Origin of the sequence: Plantibacter sp. T3 (assembly GCF_902506515.1) — a bacterium.
Lineage (GTDB): Bacteria > Actinomycetota > Actinomycetes > Actinomycetales > Microbacteriaceae > Plantibacter > Plantibacter auratus.
Genome location: NZ_LR733286.1, coordinates 3732379 through 3748939, shown reverse-complemented (window position 1 = coordinate 3748939; position 16561 = coordinate 3732379). Strand labels below are relative to the sequence as shown.

Sequence of the window (16561 nt, the reverse complement as noted above, 5' to 3'; positions counted from 1 at the left end):
GCTTGTGCTACGTAGCACAAGACGGATTTGGAAATCGGTTTCCGTTGGTATCCGGCGGTCGTGGAGTCGGTACGCTTGCGTCAGTACCGGCGCACGGTGGAGCGCGCGCGACCGACGGGGAGGCACGGATGGCAGTGACCGCACGGGATGTCGCGCAGGCGGCCGGCGTCTCCCAGCGCACGGTGTCGGACGTCGTGAACCTGCCGGGACGGGTCGGTGCCGAGACCCGCAAGCGCGTGCAGGCGGTCATCGACGAGCTCGGCTATCGGCCCAATCCGCACGCGAGAGGACTCCGGAACAACCGCAGCGGACTCATCGCCCTCGTCGTCCCCGAGCTCGACGTTCCGTACTTCTCCGACCTGGCCCGCTGCCTCATCCCCGAACTCACGAAGCGCTCGCTCACCCTCGTCGTCGACCAGACGAACGGCGACCCGGAACGCGAGCGCGCCGTGCTCACCGGGGGAGCGGTGTCCTCGACGTTCGACGGCGTGCTGCTCAACGCGCTCAACCTCACGGCCGCCGACGTCGAAGCAGCCGCCGCGACCCAGCCGATCGTCCTGCTCGGCGAGCGCGACTACGGCGCGAGCGCGGACCACGTCGCCATCGACGGTACCGAGGCGGCTTACGTGGCGACCCGGCACCTGATCGAACGGGGATGCACCCGCATCGGCGCCATCGGTCGGCAGGCCCACTCCACGGGCACCGCGAAGCAGCGCGTGGACGGGTTCACCCGCGCGATGCAGGAGGCAGGACTCGACCCGAACCGGTATATGGCCGAAGGGGAATACGATCGCGCGAGTGGTGCAGCGGTCATGGGTGGAATGCTCGACGCCGGCGATCCTCCTGACGGGGTGTTCTGCTTCAACGACCTCATGGCGCTGGGCGCGATGCGTGCCGCGTGGGATCGCGGTGTCGACATCCCGCGCGACCTGGCGGTGGTCGGCTTCGACGACATCGAGGACGGCCGGTACGCGATGCGGTCACTGACGACGGTCGCGCCCGACAAGGAGGCCATCGCCCGCGAGGCGGTCGCGATGCTGGTCGAACGCGTGGCCGGGCACGTCGGGCCGGGGCGGCGGGTGCGCGCCGGGTTCGAGCTGATCGTCAGAGAGTCGTCCGGTCCGGCGCGACTCACCCGATGACGGCGCACGTCGGGTTCGTCCCGAGGAGGCCCGTCCCCACCTGCACGATGGCCCACGGCGACGTCCAGATCGTGTCTCGGGCGAGCGGCGGAACGCTCAGGCTCGATGGAGCTACGCGGACGCCGAGATAGCCGGTTCCGCCGAGTAGCCCGGTGAGCAGTCCGTCGAGGAGACCGCGGTTGAACGTGACGGAGTACTGCCTCGTCGGGTTCGGGGTCGGCGAGGTCGCGGCCGGTGTGACCGCCGCGGAAGCGAGCGCGATCGTGGCCGACGTGTTCCCGCCGCCGACCTGGATGTCCGCCGCGCCGTACCCCTCCGGCATGGTGAACGTCAGGGTGTAGGAGTTGATGACCAGACCGACGCCGAGCACCGACGTCGTCGAGATGGAGCATCCGCTTGCTCCGGCGAGGTAGACGGGCTTGGGGATGCTCAGTGCGGCGAACGTCGCGGCACCCGACTCGGCGTCCTGCCATGCGGCCTCCACCGGTTGCGGAGCAGGAGCCGCGACGAGCGCGACAGCGGTCGCGAGGACGACCGCCGCGACGTGTCTCGACCGACCTGGTTTCATCAAGCGCCCCTCGCCGAACGCGAGTGCTGACGCAGCGCGCCGAACCACGCGCCGACGAGACCGATCAGGATCGCGCCCGCAGCCGCCCACACGGCGAATTCGATGCTCGCGCCGGTGCGGGGGAGGGTGGTGATCGGGCCGGGCGAGACCGAGACGTCGTCGCCGATGCCCTCGGCGGTGACCGTGAGGGCGACCGAGGCGTTCGCCGCCGCTGTACCGGACGGCATCCGGACGTCGAACCTCAGCCACCACGCCTCCGAGCTGCGCATCGAGAGCACTGCGCGCTGGACGCCGTCGACGGGCACCGCCATCTCGTCGAACAGGTGGGTGACGGTGCCGACGCAGCCGGCCGCGGTCCAGCGGACGGAGCAGGCGTCGACCACCATGACGAGCCCGAGCTCCGACGAGCCGGAGCCGACCATGGACACGTCGATGGATCCCGGTGTGGCTTCGGGCTTGGTGCTGACACCCACCTCCCAGGGCGTCGACCGACCCGGAGTGAGGGATCGCATGGCCGACGGGTCGCCGATCGAGGTGAGGACGACCGCCTCACCGGTGATGACGTCGACCATCGGCTCGGCGTGCGCGGGAGCGGCGCCGCCGATCGCGAGGCCGGCTCCGAGGAGGAGGGCGACCGGTGAGCAGCGGAGCGCGGCGTGGCGGGCCGGTCGTGGACCGGTTCCGTCGTCGCCGACCGTGGAGGATCGGTGTCGGGAAGCAGTACGACCGTTTCCGTCGGTCCCTCCCGAGCCACCTGGCGGGCGCTTACGGTCGGAGCGCGGCCAGAACGCCCACATGACGAGGGCCGAACAGCTGAGCGTCAATCCGGCCAGGACCCACGGGTTGGACAGCCACACGACGAGGTACGCGAGCCCGGGCACCGAGGCGAGCACGATGCGGACCGTCGAGACGGTGTATGGCTCGGGGTCCTCCGACAGGTTCGCGTCTCCCTGCATGGTGATCGTCCGCTGTGGGCCTGCGGAGTCGACACCGGCGGTCACCGAGGTGACGCGGTGGGTGACCGGCAGCTGACCAGCGCGATCCACCGTCACCACATCGCCGACCGCGATGTCGGACGCGGGGATCTCGCGGACGAGCGCGAGTGAGCCGGTGGGGATCGTCGGGCTCATGGAACCGGTCTTGAACATGATGAGGGTGATGTTGAAGCAGGTCGCGAGGATGACGAGCACGATGCAGACCACCCCGCCGACGGCGGCGAGGTTCAGCAGGGTGCTGCCGACGATCGACGCCACCGAGCGGCGGGGGTGCTGCCGCTCGGTGGCGTCGATCGCTTCCGTGGAGGGTCGGGTCACGGTGCTCCGATCAGGAACTGGAGGTGCTGGTGAACACCCAGGTCGCCGACGCCGTGCCGCCCTGGAAGCTGGAGGCGGTGCCGGCCTTCACCCGCACGTCGAAGCAGAAGCGCACGGTGGAGTTGCCCGCCGCGGTGAGCGCGCCGGTCGCGGTCGGCGGAGCCGTGCCCGTCGAGAGCGACGCGGTGTACGCGGGGACGGTCGCCGAGGCGAACGCGGCGGCGTTGCACGCCGTGCCCGCCGCCGTCGTGACCACGCGGTACTCGAGCTGCGGCAGGAGGGTGCCCGTCGCCGCCGAGACTGCCGACAGCGCCGCCGTCCCGCCGATGTTCGTCGCAGCGGTCGTGCGGATGTCGATGTAGGCGAACTGGGAGAGTCCTGGCGACATGGCGGTGGCGTTGAACACCAGCGTGGCCGGGTTCGCCGCCTCGTGCGCCGCCCAGGTCGACGACGAGGTCTGCGACTCCACGGCGAAGGTGCTCGCCGCGAAGGTCGCCGTTCCGAACTCGTCGTCGCTCCAGGCCGCGAGGGTGAGCGAGGTCCCGACGCCCAGCACGAGCGCTGCCGCGAGGGCCGCTCTGGCCTTCGTGTAGCGCGACGTGCTCCGTCGTGCATCGGTGCGGTGGTGTCTCCCCGCCGCCGGGGTGTGCCGTCCCATGGTCGTCGTTCCGCTGCGGGTTACGGCAGCGGGGTGGTGGACTCGGCCGCGAACTCCCAGACGACGGTGCCGCTCGGCGACGACTGCGGGAGGCTCGCCGCCGGGGTGACCTCGAAGCAGAGGAACACCGGCGTGGTGACGGCACCGAGCGTGAAGATGTCCGCGGCCGTGCTCGACGTCGTGGCGGCATCCGTCACGAGCGGGTCGCCGGCGGCGAAGCTCGCGGCGTCGCAGCCGAAGGTGGTGGTCTCCACGACGGAGTAGCTGAGCGAGGAGGCGATGGCGGCTCCGCTCGTGGCGGTGATGTCGACCGTGCCGGCGTACGTCGACGCGGCGGTCAGCTGGACGGCGAAGCCGGCGTAGACAGGCTCCTCGGGCGCCAGGTTGTCGGCTTCGACCGCGAAGGTGAGCGGGGCGGCCGCAGCCTCGGTCGGGTGCTCGGTGAACGCGGTGCCGTCCGTGCTGCCCTCGATGCCGAACCCACCACCGGCGAAGATCCCGGTCGCGAACTCGGAGTCGTTCCAGGCAGCGAGCGTGATGGCCGCACCGACGCCGAGCACCAGGCCGCCGGCGAGGATCGCCTTCGCCCGCTTGCTGCGCTGGCCGCGGACGGGCGCGTCGGTGCCGGTGGCCGCTGAGGCCTCGGTGCTGGTGTCGATGGTCATGGAAGCCCCCTGGAGTCCGCCGGTGACGGCTCGCGTCACCACAGGTGTCGGGCGTGCGGAGACGACCTCCGCGCGTCTCACGACACCCTCAGGACGATAGGCAGCAGGCTGACGGTTGTAACCAGTAGTGGGGTACTGGGATCGCCGGACGCTACCGAGAAAACTGCTGAACCGCGCTGCGTCGCCCGCTCAGGGGATCAGGCCTGACGCTGCGAGGACTGCGCGACCAGGCGGCCGAGGTCGCGCCGTCTCCCCGCGCCCAGCTTCGTCCGTGCTTGGAGCACGTGCGACTCGACGGTGCGGACGCTGAGGAAGAGCCGCGTCGCGATCTCCTGATTGCTCAGTCCTTGCGCGATGAGCAGGGCGACCTCCAGCTCCCGCCGGGTGAGTGCGCTCAGGTCGGCGGCGGCGGCCTCCTGGCCGGTGTCCGTCTGCCCGCGGGAGAGGTAGGCCAGGGGTGCGTGCGTCGAGTGCGGCTCGACCGGGACGGTGCGCTCGACCGGCGCGGTCTCCTCGGTCGTCTCCGGCCGGTAGGTGGCGAACACGGGCGACGGAGACACGACCGAGGTCCATCGGGCCTCCGCATCCGCAGCGGCGCCTGGCGTGGGACCCACGAGTTCTGCGGCCCGCTCCGCGCAACGGCGGGCGTGCTGCAGTCGCCCCTGGGCCTCGTGGAGTCGTTCTGCGAGCAGATGGGCCCCGATCGCCCGATGCCGCGCTCCGACCTCCTCGAGCGAACAGGCGGCCTCCTCTGCGCGGCTCGCGTCGCCGGCGGCGCCGGCCTCGAGGAGCAGCATGAGCGACGCCTGCAGGGGCGTGAGCTCCTGCGATCGGGCGTCCACGACCCAGGACAGTGTCTCGGACAGGTCGGCGCCGGCCGCGGCGGCCAGGCTCGCGGAGTAGATCCGCTGGGTCAGCGGCTTCCGGATGTCCTGCGCGAGCCGACGCAGGTGATCCCGGGCGTCCATGACGCGACCGCCTGCCATCAGCAGACCGAAGTCGGCGATGTCGGCCAGATAGGAGAGGACCGTGGAGGCGGCGATGAGGCGTTCGTCCTCGGCAGCTCGCCGTTCCGTCGCCTCCTCGAGCTCGCCGGTCTGAGCGAGAGCACCGACGAGGAGGAGCGCGGTCTGCGTGTGCACCTCGGGCGGAACGGTCGAGTCGAGGAGCCGTTCGACGACCCGGAGGTCGGCCACGGTTCGGTCCGGGCGGCCATCGAAGAACGCCAACTGGGCTCCGAGGATCCCGACGATGCACTGGTCCGTCGTCGCCAGGCGCCCGGTCCCGCGCTCGGCACGAGCGACGAACTCGTCGATGTAGCGCGCGAAGCCGGCCCAGGAGAGTCCGGTGAGCAGGCGGATGGTGCCGGCCGACAGGACGTACATGGCGCTCGCGTCGCGCAGGGCGTGCGACAACGGCCGCGCTGCGCTGTAGGGCACCGACCGATAGACGGCGTCACCCAGCTGGAGCAGCTCCCGCAGCTCGGACGGTGGCAGCCTGAGGCCGAGCCTGGTCACGAGCGCAGCGGCGGCATAGAGTCGCGAGGACTGCGCGGCGTCGGTGTCGCGCAGGACCTTCCAGAAGACGGCATCGCCTTCGGTCGGCTCCTGCCGATCCTGGTCGCGCCAGGTCTCGACCATCAGGATGCGCTGGGACAGCAGGCGGCTGTGCTCCTCCTGCTCCGTCAGCTCCTGCGCGCAGGTGCGTTCGGACCAGCGATCGAGGGTCGCCCGCCAACTCACGACCTCCGCCTGCATGTCCTCGTCGGAATCGGCCGCGGGATCGACCTCGAGGACCCGCTGAGCCCCGTCACCGTCGCCCAGCATGGCGAGCGAACGTGACCACTGGAGCGCCGCTGCCACGGATGGGCGCCAGGTGTACGCGCGTTCGGCGAGCAGACGACCGTCCTCGGCGAGGCCGGAGACGTTCGCGACGTGCGCCGCCTCGAGGAAGGTGCGGGCCATCGTGAGTGACTCGAACCCCTCGTCCAGCTCGGTGTGCGGGGCCGTCAGCCAGTACCGGCCGAGGATGAAGGACTCGTTCGGCGTGAGACGGGCACCGCCACGCAGGTCCGAGATGAGCGTCCGCTGGACGCGGTCGTGGCGGTGCAGTCGCCCGCTGTGGCGCCACTCCGCGAGTGCCGACCACGCGTGCAGTTCGTCGGCGACGATGCGGTCCTGGCCCGAGCCGTCGTTCCGCGCGAGTCCGAGCCGGAGGAGCGCGTGCAACTGATGCTCGCCGAGCAGGCGGATCGCGCGCGAGTAGGGGACCGGACCGAGCTTCGCCAACATGACCAGGGCGTACCGGCCCTCGTCCTCGAGCCGGGAGAGCTGGGGTTCCGTGAGGTCGTGCACCCTTGGTGAGACCCCTGCGACCCCGAGCGAGAGGATGCTGCGCGGCAGGTAGAACTCCCCGCCCGTCTCGAGGGCGTCCTTCGTGAGCTCATGCACGAGCCGTGGCGAGCCGTTGCTCAGTCGCACGATGACGGCCTTGGCCATGTCGTCGAGGACCGCGTCGTCGGCGGCCTCGTCCACCATCGTCGAGGCTTCGAACCCGTCGAGCGCCGGGAGGTCGATCCGCGTGAGCGACCCGGTCCGCCAGACGGCGAGGAGCCGGTCGGCTGAATCGTCGCCGCGCCCCTGCAGTCCGGCGAGCTCCTGCTCCAGCGTCACCAGGGCGACCTGCTCACGCGACCGCGAGAGTTCGATGATGTCGGTGAGGCTCGCCGGGTGGAGGTTCGCCCCGTCGTCGACGATGAAGACGGCACCGCTCGGTACCGTGCGCCAGTCGCTCAGCGTGTGCGAGGCGTCCCGTGACGCACCCGACACGTGGATGACCGGGCGTCCTTCCTCGTGCATCCGACGTCCGATCGCGTCCGCGGTGAAGGTCTTGCCGTAGCCGTGTGGTCCGACGAGGAGCGTGCTGGTCCGGTTCGCGATGAGCGCCGTCATCCGGGCGATCGCGGCCGCTCGACCGCTCGGTTGGGCGGGAGCGCGGGTGGCGGATTGGCGGAACTCGCCGGAGCGACGGGTGGGCGATGCGGCGGACCGCGCGCCGCCACTGAACCGATGCGCACCCGGGTTCATGGGATGACCTGCTCGGCCGACCTCGGATGTGGCTTTCGCTCCACTGCCGTCGCAACCGGTTCTTCCATATCGCAGCCCCCTCAAGCTCCGTCAGGACGACGGGATCCGCATCACTAGGGACGCTGCGAATACTCCGTCGGATGCCCCATTATCCGTAATCCCTGAGTGCTCCCGCAGCCCTAAGAGAGCGTTCTCAGTAGAAACTACGCACCCGTTTGGGGGGTAGACCCCCGGCCGGTGGGGGTTATCTCTCAACCGTCATCGATGACATGACGCGGATGGATCCGACTGCACTGGAGCACCGCCACCGATGACGCGTCGGAGGCCCTCCGGGACCGATCGAAACCCGGCGTCCCGCGGCGCCGCCTCCCACTGCGGAGGCCAGTACCGGTTTTCCATCCGGCACTACGGAGGTTGGGGTCCCTCCTCTGGGGGACAGGGGAGCCCGCCCATAGATTGGCCGGGATCGACGCCAGTCGCGGGTTCGCCCGTGCACCGAAGAAAGGGTTCCACCGTGGGGGAACAGCAGCGAAGCATCCTCGGCCGAGGCCGTGCGTGGAAGGTCGCGGCCATGGCCGTGGTCGGCACGGTCATCGCCATGGGATCGACGACGGCGGCCACAGCGGCCCCGTCCGACGTGTCCGACGGCTTCGGCCGCTTCCTCGGTGGACAGGCGGCCGGAATCAATCTCGACGCCCTCGCCGCAGTCGCCGGCGCCCGTGCCGAGAACCCGAGCGGGGTGCACCCGGTCGCCGCGAACCCGCTGTCCGCCGAGGTGCTGAACACCCTCGGCGTCGACCTCGGCAGCTCGCTCCAACTGTTCGGCGCCAACGGCGTCATCGAGCTCGGTGCGGTCGCCCAATACGGTGCCGCGGCCGACAACGGTGACGCGATCGCCGGCTCAGGCGCGGTCACCGACCAGGGCGGCGTCTCCATCGGTGGCCCCGATGCTCCGCCGGCGAACGCCGAACTCGACCTCACCGGTCTGCTCGGCCGGGTCGGGACCCCGACCGGCGGCATCCTCAGCGACCTCTCCCTCAGCCTCGGTGCCCTCGCCTCCACGATCTCGCAGACGGGTGGCGCCACGGCCGTTCCCGACTACCAGATCGCCGGTGCGACGCTCACCTTCCAGAGCCCGCTCGTGCAGAACGTCGGGACGCAGGTGACCGGTCTCCTCCCGCCGCTGCAGACCACGCTCAACGGGCTCACCTCGGCGCTCAACACCGCGCTGAACGCGAACCTCATCGGCGTCCTCCGCGTGAGCGCGACGGGGACGGTCACCCCGCCGAACCTCGCGACCGTCGTCAACGGCATCCTCACCACCCAGGCGTCGCAGTCGGCGGCGACCGGCGTCTCCGTCAACCTGCTCACGGGCGCCGTGACCGTCGACCTCGCGACCCTGCTCGCGAACGACCCGACGCTGCCCGACCTCAACGACCTGCCGCCGAACACCTCGCTGCTGTCCGGCCCGATCGGTGCCGCCATCGCGGCCGCGATCACGTCTGCCGTCACCGCGCAGGTCACGGCCGTGTCCGCCGGCCTGCAGACGGCCGTGGACAACACACGTATCCAGGTCACCGGCAACGTCACGACGAACGTCGTGGTCACCCAGGTGCCGGTCATCTCCCTGTCGCTCGACTCGACCCTCGGGGCGGTCCAGAACGGTACCGCCGCCTTCACCTCGGCGGGGCTCCTCCCGAACGTGCTGAACCCGATCCTCGCGACCCTCGGACTCACGCTGGACGGCGTGGTCAACCTCGTCCTCAACCTCGTCAAGGGCGTCGTCGGAACCGCGTTCACCGGTCTGAACACGCTCAACACCGGTCTCAACGGGATCACCGGCGGCCTGGCGGCGAACGTCGTCGGCCCCATCCTGAACATCGTGCGGCTCGTCGCCGACGTCACCGCCAACGTGCAGCCGGCGACCGGCGACCTCGGTGACGGATCGGCGACCGTCCGAGCCGTGCAGATCTCCCTCGTCCCGGCGATCTCGCTCGCGACGGTCAACCTCGCGTCGTCCTCGGTGCGCGGCACGCTCGTCGTGTACGACACGGCCATCACCGCCACGCCCGCGACCGTCAACCCCGGCCAGTCCACCGTGATCGACGGCACCGGCTTCGCGGCGAACGAGCAGGTCACCGTCACCGCGCCAGGCCTCGACCCGGTCACCACGACGTCGGATGCCGCCGGTGTGATCAGCCAGAGCGTCGCGATCCCCGCCGGCTTCACCCCGGCGACCCTGACGTTCACCGCCACCGGTGCGACCTCCGACACCCCGGCCACCACCGACCTCGTCGTCGCGCCGTTCCTGACCGCCATCACCGCCGACCCGGCGACGATCGCGCCTGGTGGCAGCACCACCATCACCGGCACCGGGTTCCTGCCCGGCGAGTCGGTGTCGATCACCGTCCCCGGTCTCACCGACCCGATCGTGACCACAGCGTCGGGCACCGGCACGATCTCCGCCAGCCTCACGCTCCCGGCGGACTTCCCGCTCGGCCCCGTGACGGTCACGGCGACCGGTGCCTCCTCGGCCAGCCCCGCGACCACGACGGTCACCGTCGAGGCGACCCAGTACGTCACCGCCATCACCGCCGACCCGGCCAGTGTCGTCGCCGGTGGGACCACGACGATCACCGGCACCGGCTTCGCCTCGGGCGAGACGGTCTCCGTCTCGATCCCCGGCGTCGACCCGGTCACCACGACGGCCACCGGAACCGGCACGATCTCGGTCGACCTCGATATTCCCGCCGACTACGCCGCAGGCCCGGTCGTCGTGACCGCGCTCGGTGAGACGTCCGACACCCCGGGCACCACCAACCTCACCGTGGTCTACGAGACCTCGATCGTCGCAGTCCCGGCCACGGTCGCGGGTGGCACGACCACGATCATCAACGGCGCGGGCTTCGCGCCCGGCGAGGACGTCGTCGTGACGTTCCCCGGCCTCGATCCGATCACCGTCACCGCCACGGCACTCGGCGCGATCGGCACCCCCATCGCGGTCCCGCAGGACTTCGCGGTCGGCGACGTCACGGTCACCGCGCTCGGCGCCGTGTCCGCGACCGAAGCGACCACCGTCGTCACCGTCACCGCGACGATCTACGACACCGCCATCACGCTGGACCCGACGTCGCTCATCCCCGGGAACACCACGACCGTGACCGGCACCGGCTTCCTGCCCGGTGAGACGGTCACCGTCGGCTACCCGGGCGGCACCCCGGTGACCGTCGAGGCGGACGGCGACGGTGGCTTCACCGTCGACCTGCCCGTCCCGGCCGGGACACCGGCCGCGACGCTCGTCGTCACCGCCACCGGCGAGACCTCCGCCACTCCGGCGACCGCCGACCTCGAGGTGCTGCCGTACGACACGGCCATCACCGCCGACCCGGCCTCGCTCCTCCCCGGCAACTCGACCACGATCACCGGCACCGGCTTCGCCGCGAACGAGTCGGTCTCCGTCTCCTACCCGGACGGCACGCCCGTCGTCGTGACGGCTGACGGCGATGGCGGCTTCACGGCCGTCTTGCCGATCCCCTCCGGTACGCCCGCCGGCCAGCTCACGGTCACCGCCACCGGCGCGGTCTCCGCCACCCCGGCCGAGACGGTCATCACCGTCGAGGCGTACGACACCGCGATCGCGCTCGACCCACAGACCGTCGCCCCTGGCGGCAGCACGGTCGTCACCGGCTCGGGCTTCGTCCCTCAGGAGACGGTCACGATCACCATCCCCGGCCTCGCCACGCCCGTGACGACCACGGCGAACGGCGACGGTGAGATCACGGTCAGTGTCACGCTCCCCGCGGACTTCCCGCTCGGCGACGTCACCGTCACCGCCACCGGCGCCGTCTCGGCGACCCCAGCCACGGCGACGCTCGCCGTCGAGGCGACCACCTACGTCACGGCCATCACGGTCGACCCGACGACCGTCGTCGCGGGGGAGAGCACGCTCGTCACCGGTACCGGCTTCGAGCCCGACGAGACCGTCACGGTCTCCATCCCCGGCGCGCCCGCGGTCACCACCCAGGCCTCGGCGACCGGCACCATCTCCGTGTCGCTGCCGGTCCCGGCGGACTACGCGGAGGGCACGGTCGTCGTGACCGCCCTCGGTGAGGTCTCCGAGGCCCCCGCCACGACGAACCTCGCTGTCGACGTCGTCTACACCCCGACGATCACCGCCGACCCGGCCACGGTCCCCGGCGGCACCAGCACCGAGATCTCGGGCACCGGCTTCGCGCCGAGCGAGAGCGTCACAGTCACCTTCCCGGGCCTCGACCCGATCACCGTCACGTCGAACGCAGCGGGCGAGATCACGACCACCATCGACGTCCCGCAGGACTTCGCGGTCGGTCCGGTCACGGTCACGGCCCTCGGCGTCGTCTCCGCGACCGAGGCGACGACCACGGTCACGGTCGAGGCGACGGTCTACGACACGGCGATCACCGCGGACCCCGACACGCTCCTCCCCGGCGGCAGCACCACCGTCACCGGAACGGGCTTCCTGCCCGGTGAGTCCGTCTCCGTCTCCATCCCCGGCGGCACGCCCGTCGTGGTGGAGGCCGGCCCGGACGGCGACATCACCGCCATCCTGCCGATCCTGCCCGGCACCCCCGCCGGCCCCGTCGTCGTGACGGCCGTCGGAGCGGTGTCGGCCACGCCTGCCACTGCGGCGGTCACCGTCGAGGCGTTCGAGACGACGCTCACGGCCACACCGTCGACGCTGAACCCCGGTGACTCGACGATCCTGTCCGGCACCGGCTACGTCGCGAACGAGTCGGTGACCATCTCGGCTCCCGGCTTCGACGACGTCGTGACCACGGCGAACGGTCTCGGCGAGATCAGTCAGGTGGTCGCCTTCCCGGCGGACTTCGTCCCCGCGACCGTGACGTTCACGGCCACGGGCGCCCTGTCGCTCACGCCGGCGCAGACCTCGGTCCTCGTCGAAGCGGTCGTGTACGACACGGCGATCACGGTGGACCCGACGACGGCCAACCCGGGTGGAACCACCACCGTCACGGGCACCGGCTTCACGCCGAACGAGACCGTCACCATCACGATCCCGGGCGGCGACCCCGTCACGGTGACGACGAACGGCGACGGCGGCTTCACGCAGCCCATCACGATCCCCGCCGGAACCCCGGCCGGACCGATCACGATCACCGCGACCGGTGACACGTCGAACACGCCCGCCGACGCCGACGTGACCGTGGTGCCCTACGAGACCGCGATCGCCGCCGACCCCGACACGCTGCTCCCCGGCACCTCGACGACGATCACCGGTACCGGGTTCGCACCGAACGAGTCCGTCTCGGTCTCCATCCCCGGTGGCACACCGGTTGTCGTGACGGCGAACGGCGACGGCGGCTTCACCGCCGCCCTGCAGATCCCGTCGGGCACCACCGCAGGGGAGCTCGTCGTCACGGCGACCGGTGCCCTCTCGGCGACCGACGCGACGACCACCGTCACGGTGCTCGCCTACGAGACGGCGATCGCCCTCGATCCCGCGACCATCGCGCCGGGTGGCAGCACGACCGTCACCGGTGCGGGCTTCGCCCCGAACGAGAGCGTGAGTGTCACGGTCCCGGGCATCGTCGACCCGTTCCCGACCACGGCGAACGCCGACGGCGAGATCTCCGTGAGCGTCACGCTCCCCGCGGACTTCCCGATCGGTGACGTCACGGTCACCGCCACCGGTACCGTCTCGGCGACCCCCGCCACGGCGACGCTCACCGTCGAGGCCACGACCTACGTCACGGCCATCACGGCTGACCCGACCACCGTCGTCGCGGGTGCCAGCACCCTCGTCACCGGCACCGGTTTCGCGCCGACCGAGAGCGTCACGGTCTCGATCCCCGGCGCCGACCCGGTGACCACCACGGCGACGGCGACCGGCACCATCTCCGTGTCGCTGCCCGTGCCGGCCGACTACGCCGAGGGTGCGGTCGTCGTGACCGCGCTCGGTGCGACGTCCGACACCCCTGCGACGACGAACCTCACGGTCGACGTGGTCTACACGCCGACGATCATTGCCGACCCGGCGACGGTCCCCGGCGGCACCTCGACGGAGATCACGGGCACCGGTTTCGCGCCGACCGAGAGCGTCACGGTCACCTTCCCCGGCCTCGCGCCGGTGACGGTCACCTCGAACGCCGACGGTGAGATCACCACGACGTTCGCCGTCCCGCAGGGCTTCGCGACCGGTCCGGTCACGGTCACCGCACTCGGCGTCGTCTCGGCGACCGAGGCGACCACCACCGTCACGGTCGAGGCCACGGTTTACGACACGGCGATCACCCTCACACCGGACACGGTGAACCCGGGCCAGACCACCACGGTCACCGGTACCGGCTTCCAGCCGAACGAGTCGGTCAGCGTCTCGATCCCCGGCGGCGACCCCGTCGTGGTGACGGCCGACGGCGACGGCGGCTTCACCGCGACCCTGCCGGTGCCGCCCGGAACGCCCGCCGGGCCCGTCACGGTGACCGCGGTCGGTGAGACCTCGGCGACGCCCGCCGAGGCGGAGCTCACGGTCGAGGCCTACGAGACGGCGATCACCGCCGACCCGAGCACGGTCGCGGCCGGCGGAGCGACGCTCGTCACGGGCACCGGTTTCGCGCCGAACGAGTCCGTCACGGTCACGGTGCCCGGTGGCGCCGCCGTCCCTGCGACCACGAACGGTGCCGGCGAGTTCTCGGTCGGGATCACGGTCCCCGCGAACGCGCCCGTCGGCCCGCTGGTCGTCACGGCGGAGGGAGCGGTGTCGCAGACGCCGGCCACCGCGACCGTCACGGTCACCGCCATCGTGTTCTCGCCCGTCATCACCGCCTCCCCGAACGCGCTGATCGCCGGCAACACGACGGTCATCACCGGATCGGGCTTCGCAGCCAACGAGACGGTCACGGTGTCGATCCCCGGCGCCCCGGTCGTCACGCAGGTGACGAACGCCGGCGGCGGCTTCACGGTGACCCTGCCGGTCCCCGACGGCTACGCGCTCGGCGACGTCACGGTGACGGCACTCGGTGCAGCATCGGACGAGCCGGCGACGACGATCATCGAGATCCTCGCGTACGACACGGCCATCACGGTCGACCCGTCCTCGGTGCTGCCGGGTGAGACGGTCACGGTCGACGGGACGGGCTTCGCCGGTGGCGAGACGGTCACGGTGTCCATCCCGGGCGCACCGTCCGTCACCGTGGTGACGAACCCTGACGGTTCCTTCACCGTGGACCTGCCGATCCCGGACGACTACACGCCCGGACCGGTCACGGTGACCGCCGAAGGCGATGTCTCCGAGACGCCGGCCGAGGCTGACGTCACGATCGAGGACGGAGCGGTCGACGTCGACACCGACGCAGCTGCGGTCGATGTGGACGCTGCTGCCGACGTGGACGCCGACGTGGATGCCGCCGCTGATGTGGACGTGGACGTCGATGCCGCCGCTGATGTGGATGCTGCTGCAGACGTGGACGCTGCCGCTGACGTCGACGCTGCGGCTGACGTGGACGCTGCTGCCGATGTGGACGCTGCGGCTGACACGGACGCTGCGACTGATGTGGATGCTGCGGCTGACGTGGACGCTGCCGCCGACACCGACGCTGCTGCCGATGTGGATGCTGCCGCTGACGTCGACGCTGCTGCCGATGTGGACGCTGCGGCTGACACGGACGCTGCGACTGATGTGGATGCTGCGGCTGACGTGGACGCTGCCGCCGACACCGACGCTGCTGCCGATGTGGATGCTGCCGCAGACGTAGACGCTGCTGCCGATGTGGACGCTGCGGCTGACACGGACGCTGCCGCAGACGTGGACGCTGCCGCAGACGTGGACGCTGCCGCCGACACGGATGCTGCTGCTGACACGGATGCTGCTGCTGACACGGATGCTGCTGCTGACACGGACGCTGCTGCCGACACCGATGCTGCGGCCGACGTGGATGCGGCGGCTGATGTGGATGCTGCTGCTGACACGGACGCTGCTGCCGATGTGGATGCTGCGGCTGACACGGATGCTGCTGCTGACACGGATGCTGCTGCTGACGTCGATGCTGCGGCTGATGTCGACACGGATGCTGCGGCTGACGTGGACGCCGCTACCGACACCGATGCTGCTGCCGACGTCGATGCTGCGGCTGATGTGGATGCTGCGGCTGACACGGACGCTGCTGCCGACACGGATGCTGCTGCTGACGTCGATGCTGCTGCTGACACGGACGCTGCTGCTGACACGGATGCTGCGGCTGACGTCGATGCTGCTGCCGACACGGATGCTGCTGCCGACACGGATGCTGACGCTGACACTGACGCTGCGGCCGATGTGGATGCTGCTGCTGACGTCGATGCTGCTGCCGACACTGACGCCGCTGCCGACACCGATGTTGCAGCTGACGTGGACGCTGCTGCCGACACCGCCGCTGACGCCGATGGCGACACCGACGCCGGCGACGAGCGTCAGGCGACGGTCAAGTACTCGACGATCGTCCGCGACACGGGTGTGATCCAGGAGGTCTACGCCACCGGCTTCGAGCCCGGCGAGACCATCTCGGCCACGGTCTTCTCGACCCCGTTCGCACTGACGCCCGTCATCGCTGACGTCTCCGGGAACGCCACGTTCACCTTCCCGATCGACTCGTCGCTCGAGCTGGGTGCGCACCGGGTGGAACTCTCCGGATCCGTGACCGGCGACCTGCCGCTCGATCGTGAGGCCACCGCCTTCACGGTCACCGCGGTGGCCGCCACCGCACCGGGGTCACGCCCCGGTCTGCCGAGCACCGGCTTCGACGGCCTGTGGCTCGGGGGGCTCGGCGCCATGATGCTCCTCCTCGGAGGCGCCTTCGTGGCCACGCGACGGGCGCGTATGGAGTGACCTCGCCGAGCAGGCCGTGCCGCATTCGGGTCGGCACGGCCTGCTCCTTCTCCCGCGGAGACACCGCCGAACCGGTGCCCCGCGGTTTCATCACCACCCAGCACCAAGGAGGAACCGTGACTCCGATCACACGCACACCCGTCGGGGGTCGTTCTGACACCCTTCGACAAGCTCAGGGACCGGAAGGGGCTCAGGGACCGGAAGGGGCTCAGGGACCGGACGGCCGCGAGGAACCGGACGGCGATCAGGCACCGGCATCCGGTCGGCAG

General features: G+C 70.9%; 7 protein-coding genes. 2 read left to right on the top strand and 5 right to left on the bottom strand.

Going from position 1 to position 16561, the window contains the following annotated elements; genetic code table 11:
- The first annotated feature begins 128 nt into the window (after window positions 1-128).
- Complete coding sequence (locus tag GV015_RS17620; RefSeq protein WP_159879707.1) at window positions 129-1142, top strand: LacI family DNA-binding transcriptional regulator; 1014 nt, start codon at window positions 129-131, stop codon at window positions 1140-1142.
- Here GV015_RS17620 and GV015_RS17615 read toward each other — a convergent pair.
- The 5 genes from GV015_RS17615 to GV015_RS19205 form a co-directional block, all read right to left on the bottom strand.
- Window positions 1132-1710, bottom strand: a complete 579-nt coding sequence (locus GV015_RS17615) for a hypothetical protein (RefSeq protein ID WP_159879705.1) — start codon at window positions 1708-1710, stop codon at window positions 1132-1134. The two genes, GV015_RS17620 and GV015_RS17615, sit on opposite strands and share 11 nt — an antisense overlap.
- The gene (locus GV015_RS17610; protein WP_236555524.1) at window positions 1710-3023 is read right to left on the bottom strand and encodes a signal peptidase I; all 1314 of its coding nucleotides are present in this window, start codon (window positions 3021-3023) and stop codon (window positions 1710-1712) included. Before GV015_RS17610 ends, GV015_RS17615 begins: the two co-directional genes overlap by 1 nt.
- A 10-nt stretch (window positions 3024-3033) precedes the next feature.
- A complete protein-coding gene (locus GV015_RS17605; RefSeq protein WP_159879704.1) occupies window positions 3034-3681 on the bottom strand; it encodes a SipW-dependent-type signal peptide-containing protein in 648 nt (215 codons plus the stop codon).
- Window positions 3682-3701: 20 nt separating this feature from the next.
- Window positions 3702-4346: a SipW-dependent-type signal peptide-containing protein gene (locus GV015_RS17600; RefSeq protein WP_137243736.1), complete on the bottom strand. Its 645-nt coding sequence runs from the start codon at window positions 4344-4346 to the stop codon at window positions 3702-3704.
- Window positions 4347-4543: 197 nt separating this feature from the next.
- Window positions 4544-7432 carry a LuxR C-terminal-related transcriptional regulator gene (locus tag GV015_RS19205; RefSeq protein WP_159879702.1) on the bottom strand — a complete coding sequence of 963 codons (2889 nt, stop codon included), beginning with the start codon at window positions 7430-7432 and terminating at the stop codon, window positions 4544-4546.
- 514 nt (window positions 7433-7946) lie between these two features.
- Between GV015_RS19205 and GV015_RS17590 the strand changes: the two genes are divergently transcribed.
- The gene (locus GV015_RS17590) at window positions 7947-16292 is read left to right on the top strand and encodes a hypothetical protein (protein WP_159879700.1); all 8346 of its coding nucleotides are present in this window, start codon (window positions 7947-7949) and stop codon (window positions 16290-16292) included.
- Window positions 16293-16561 lie beyond the last annotated feature (269 nt).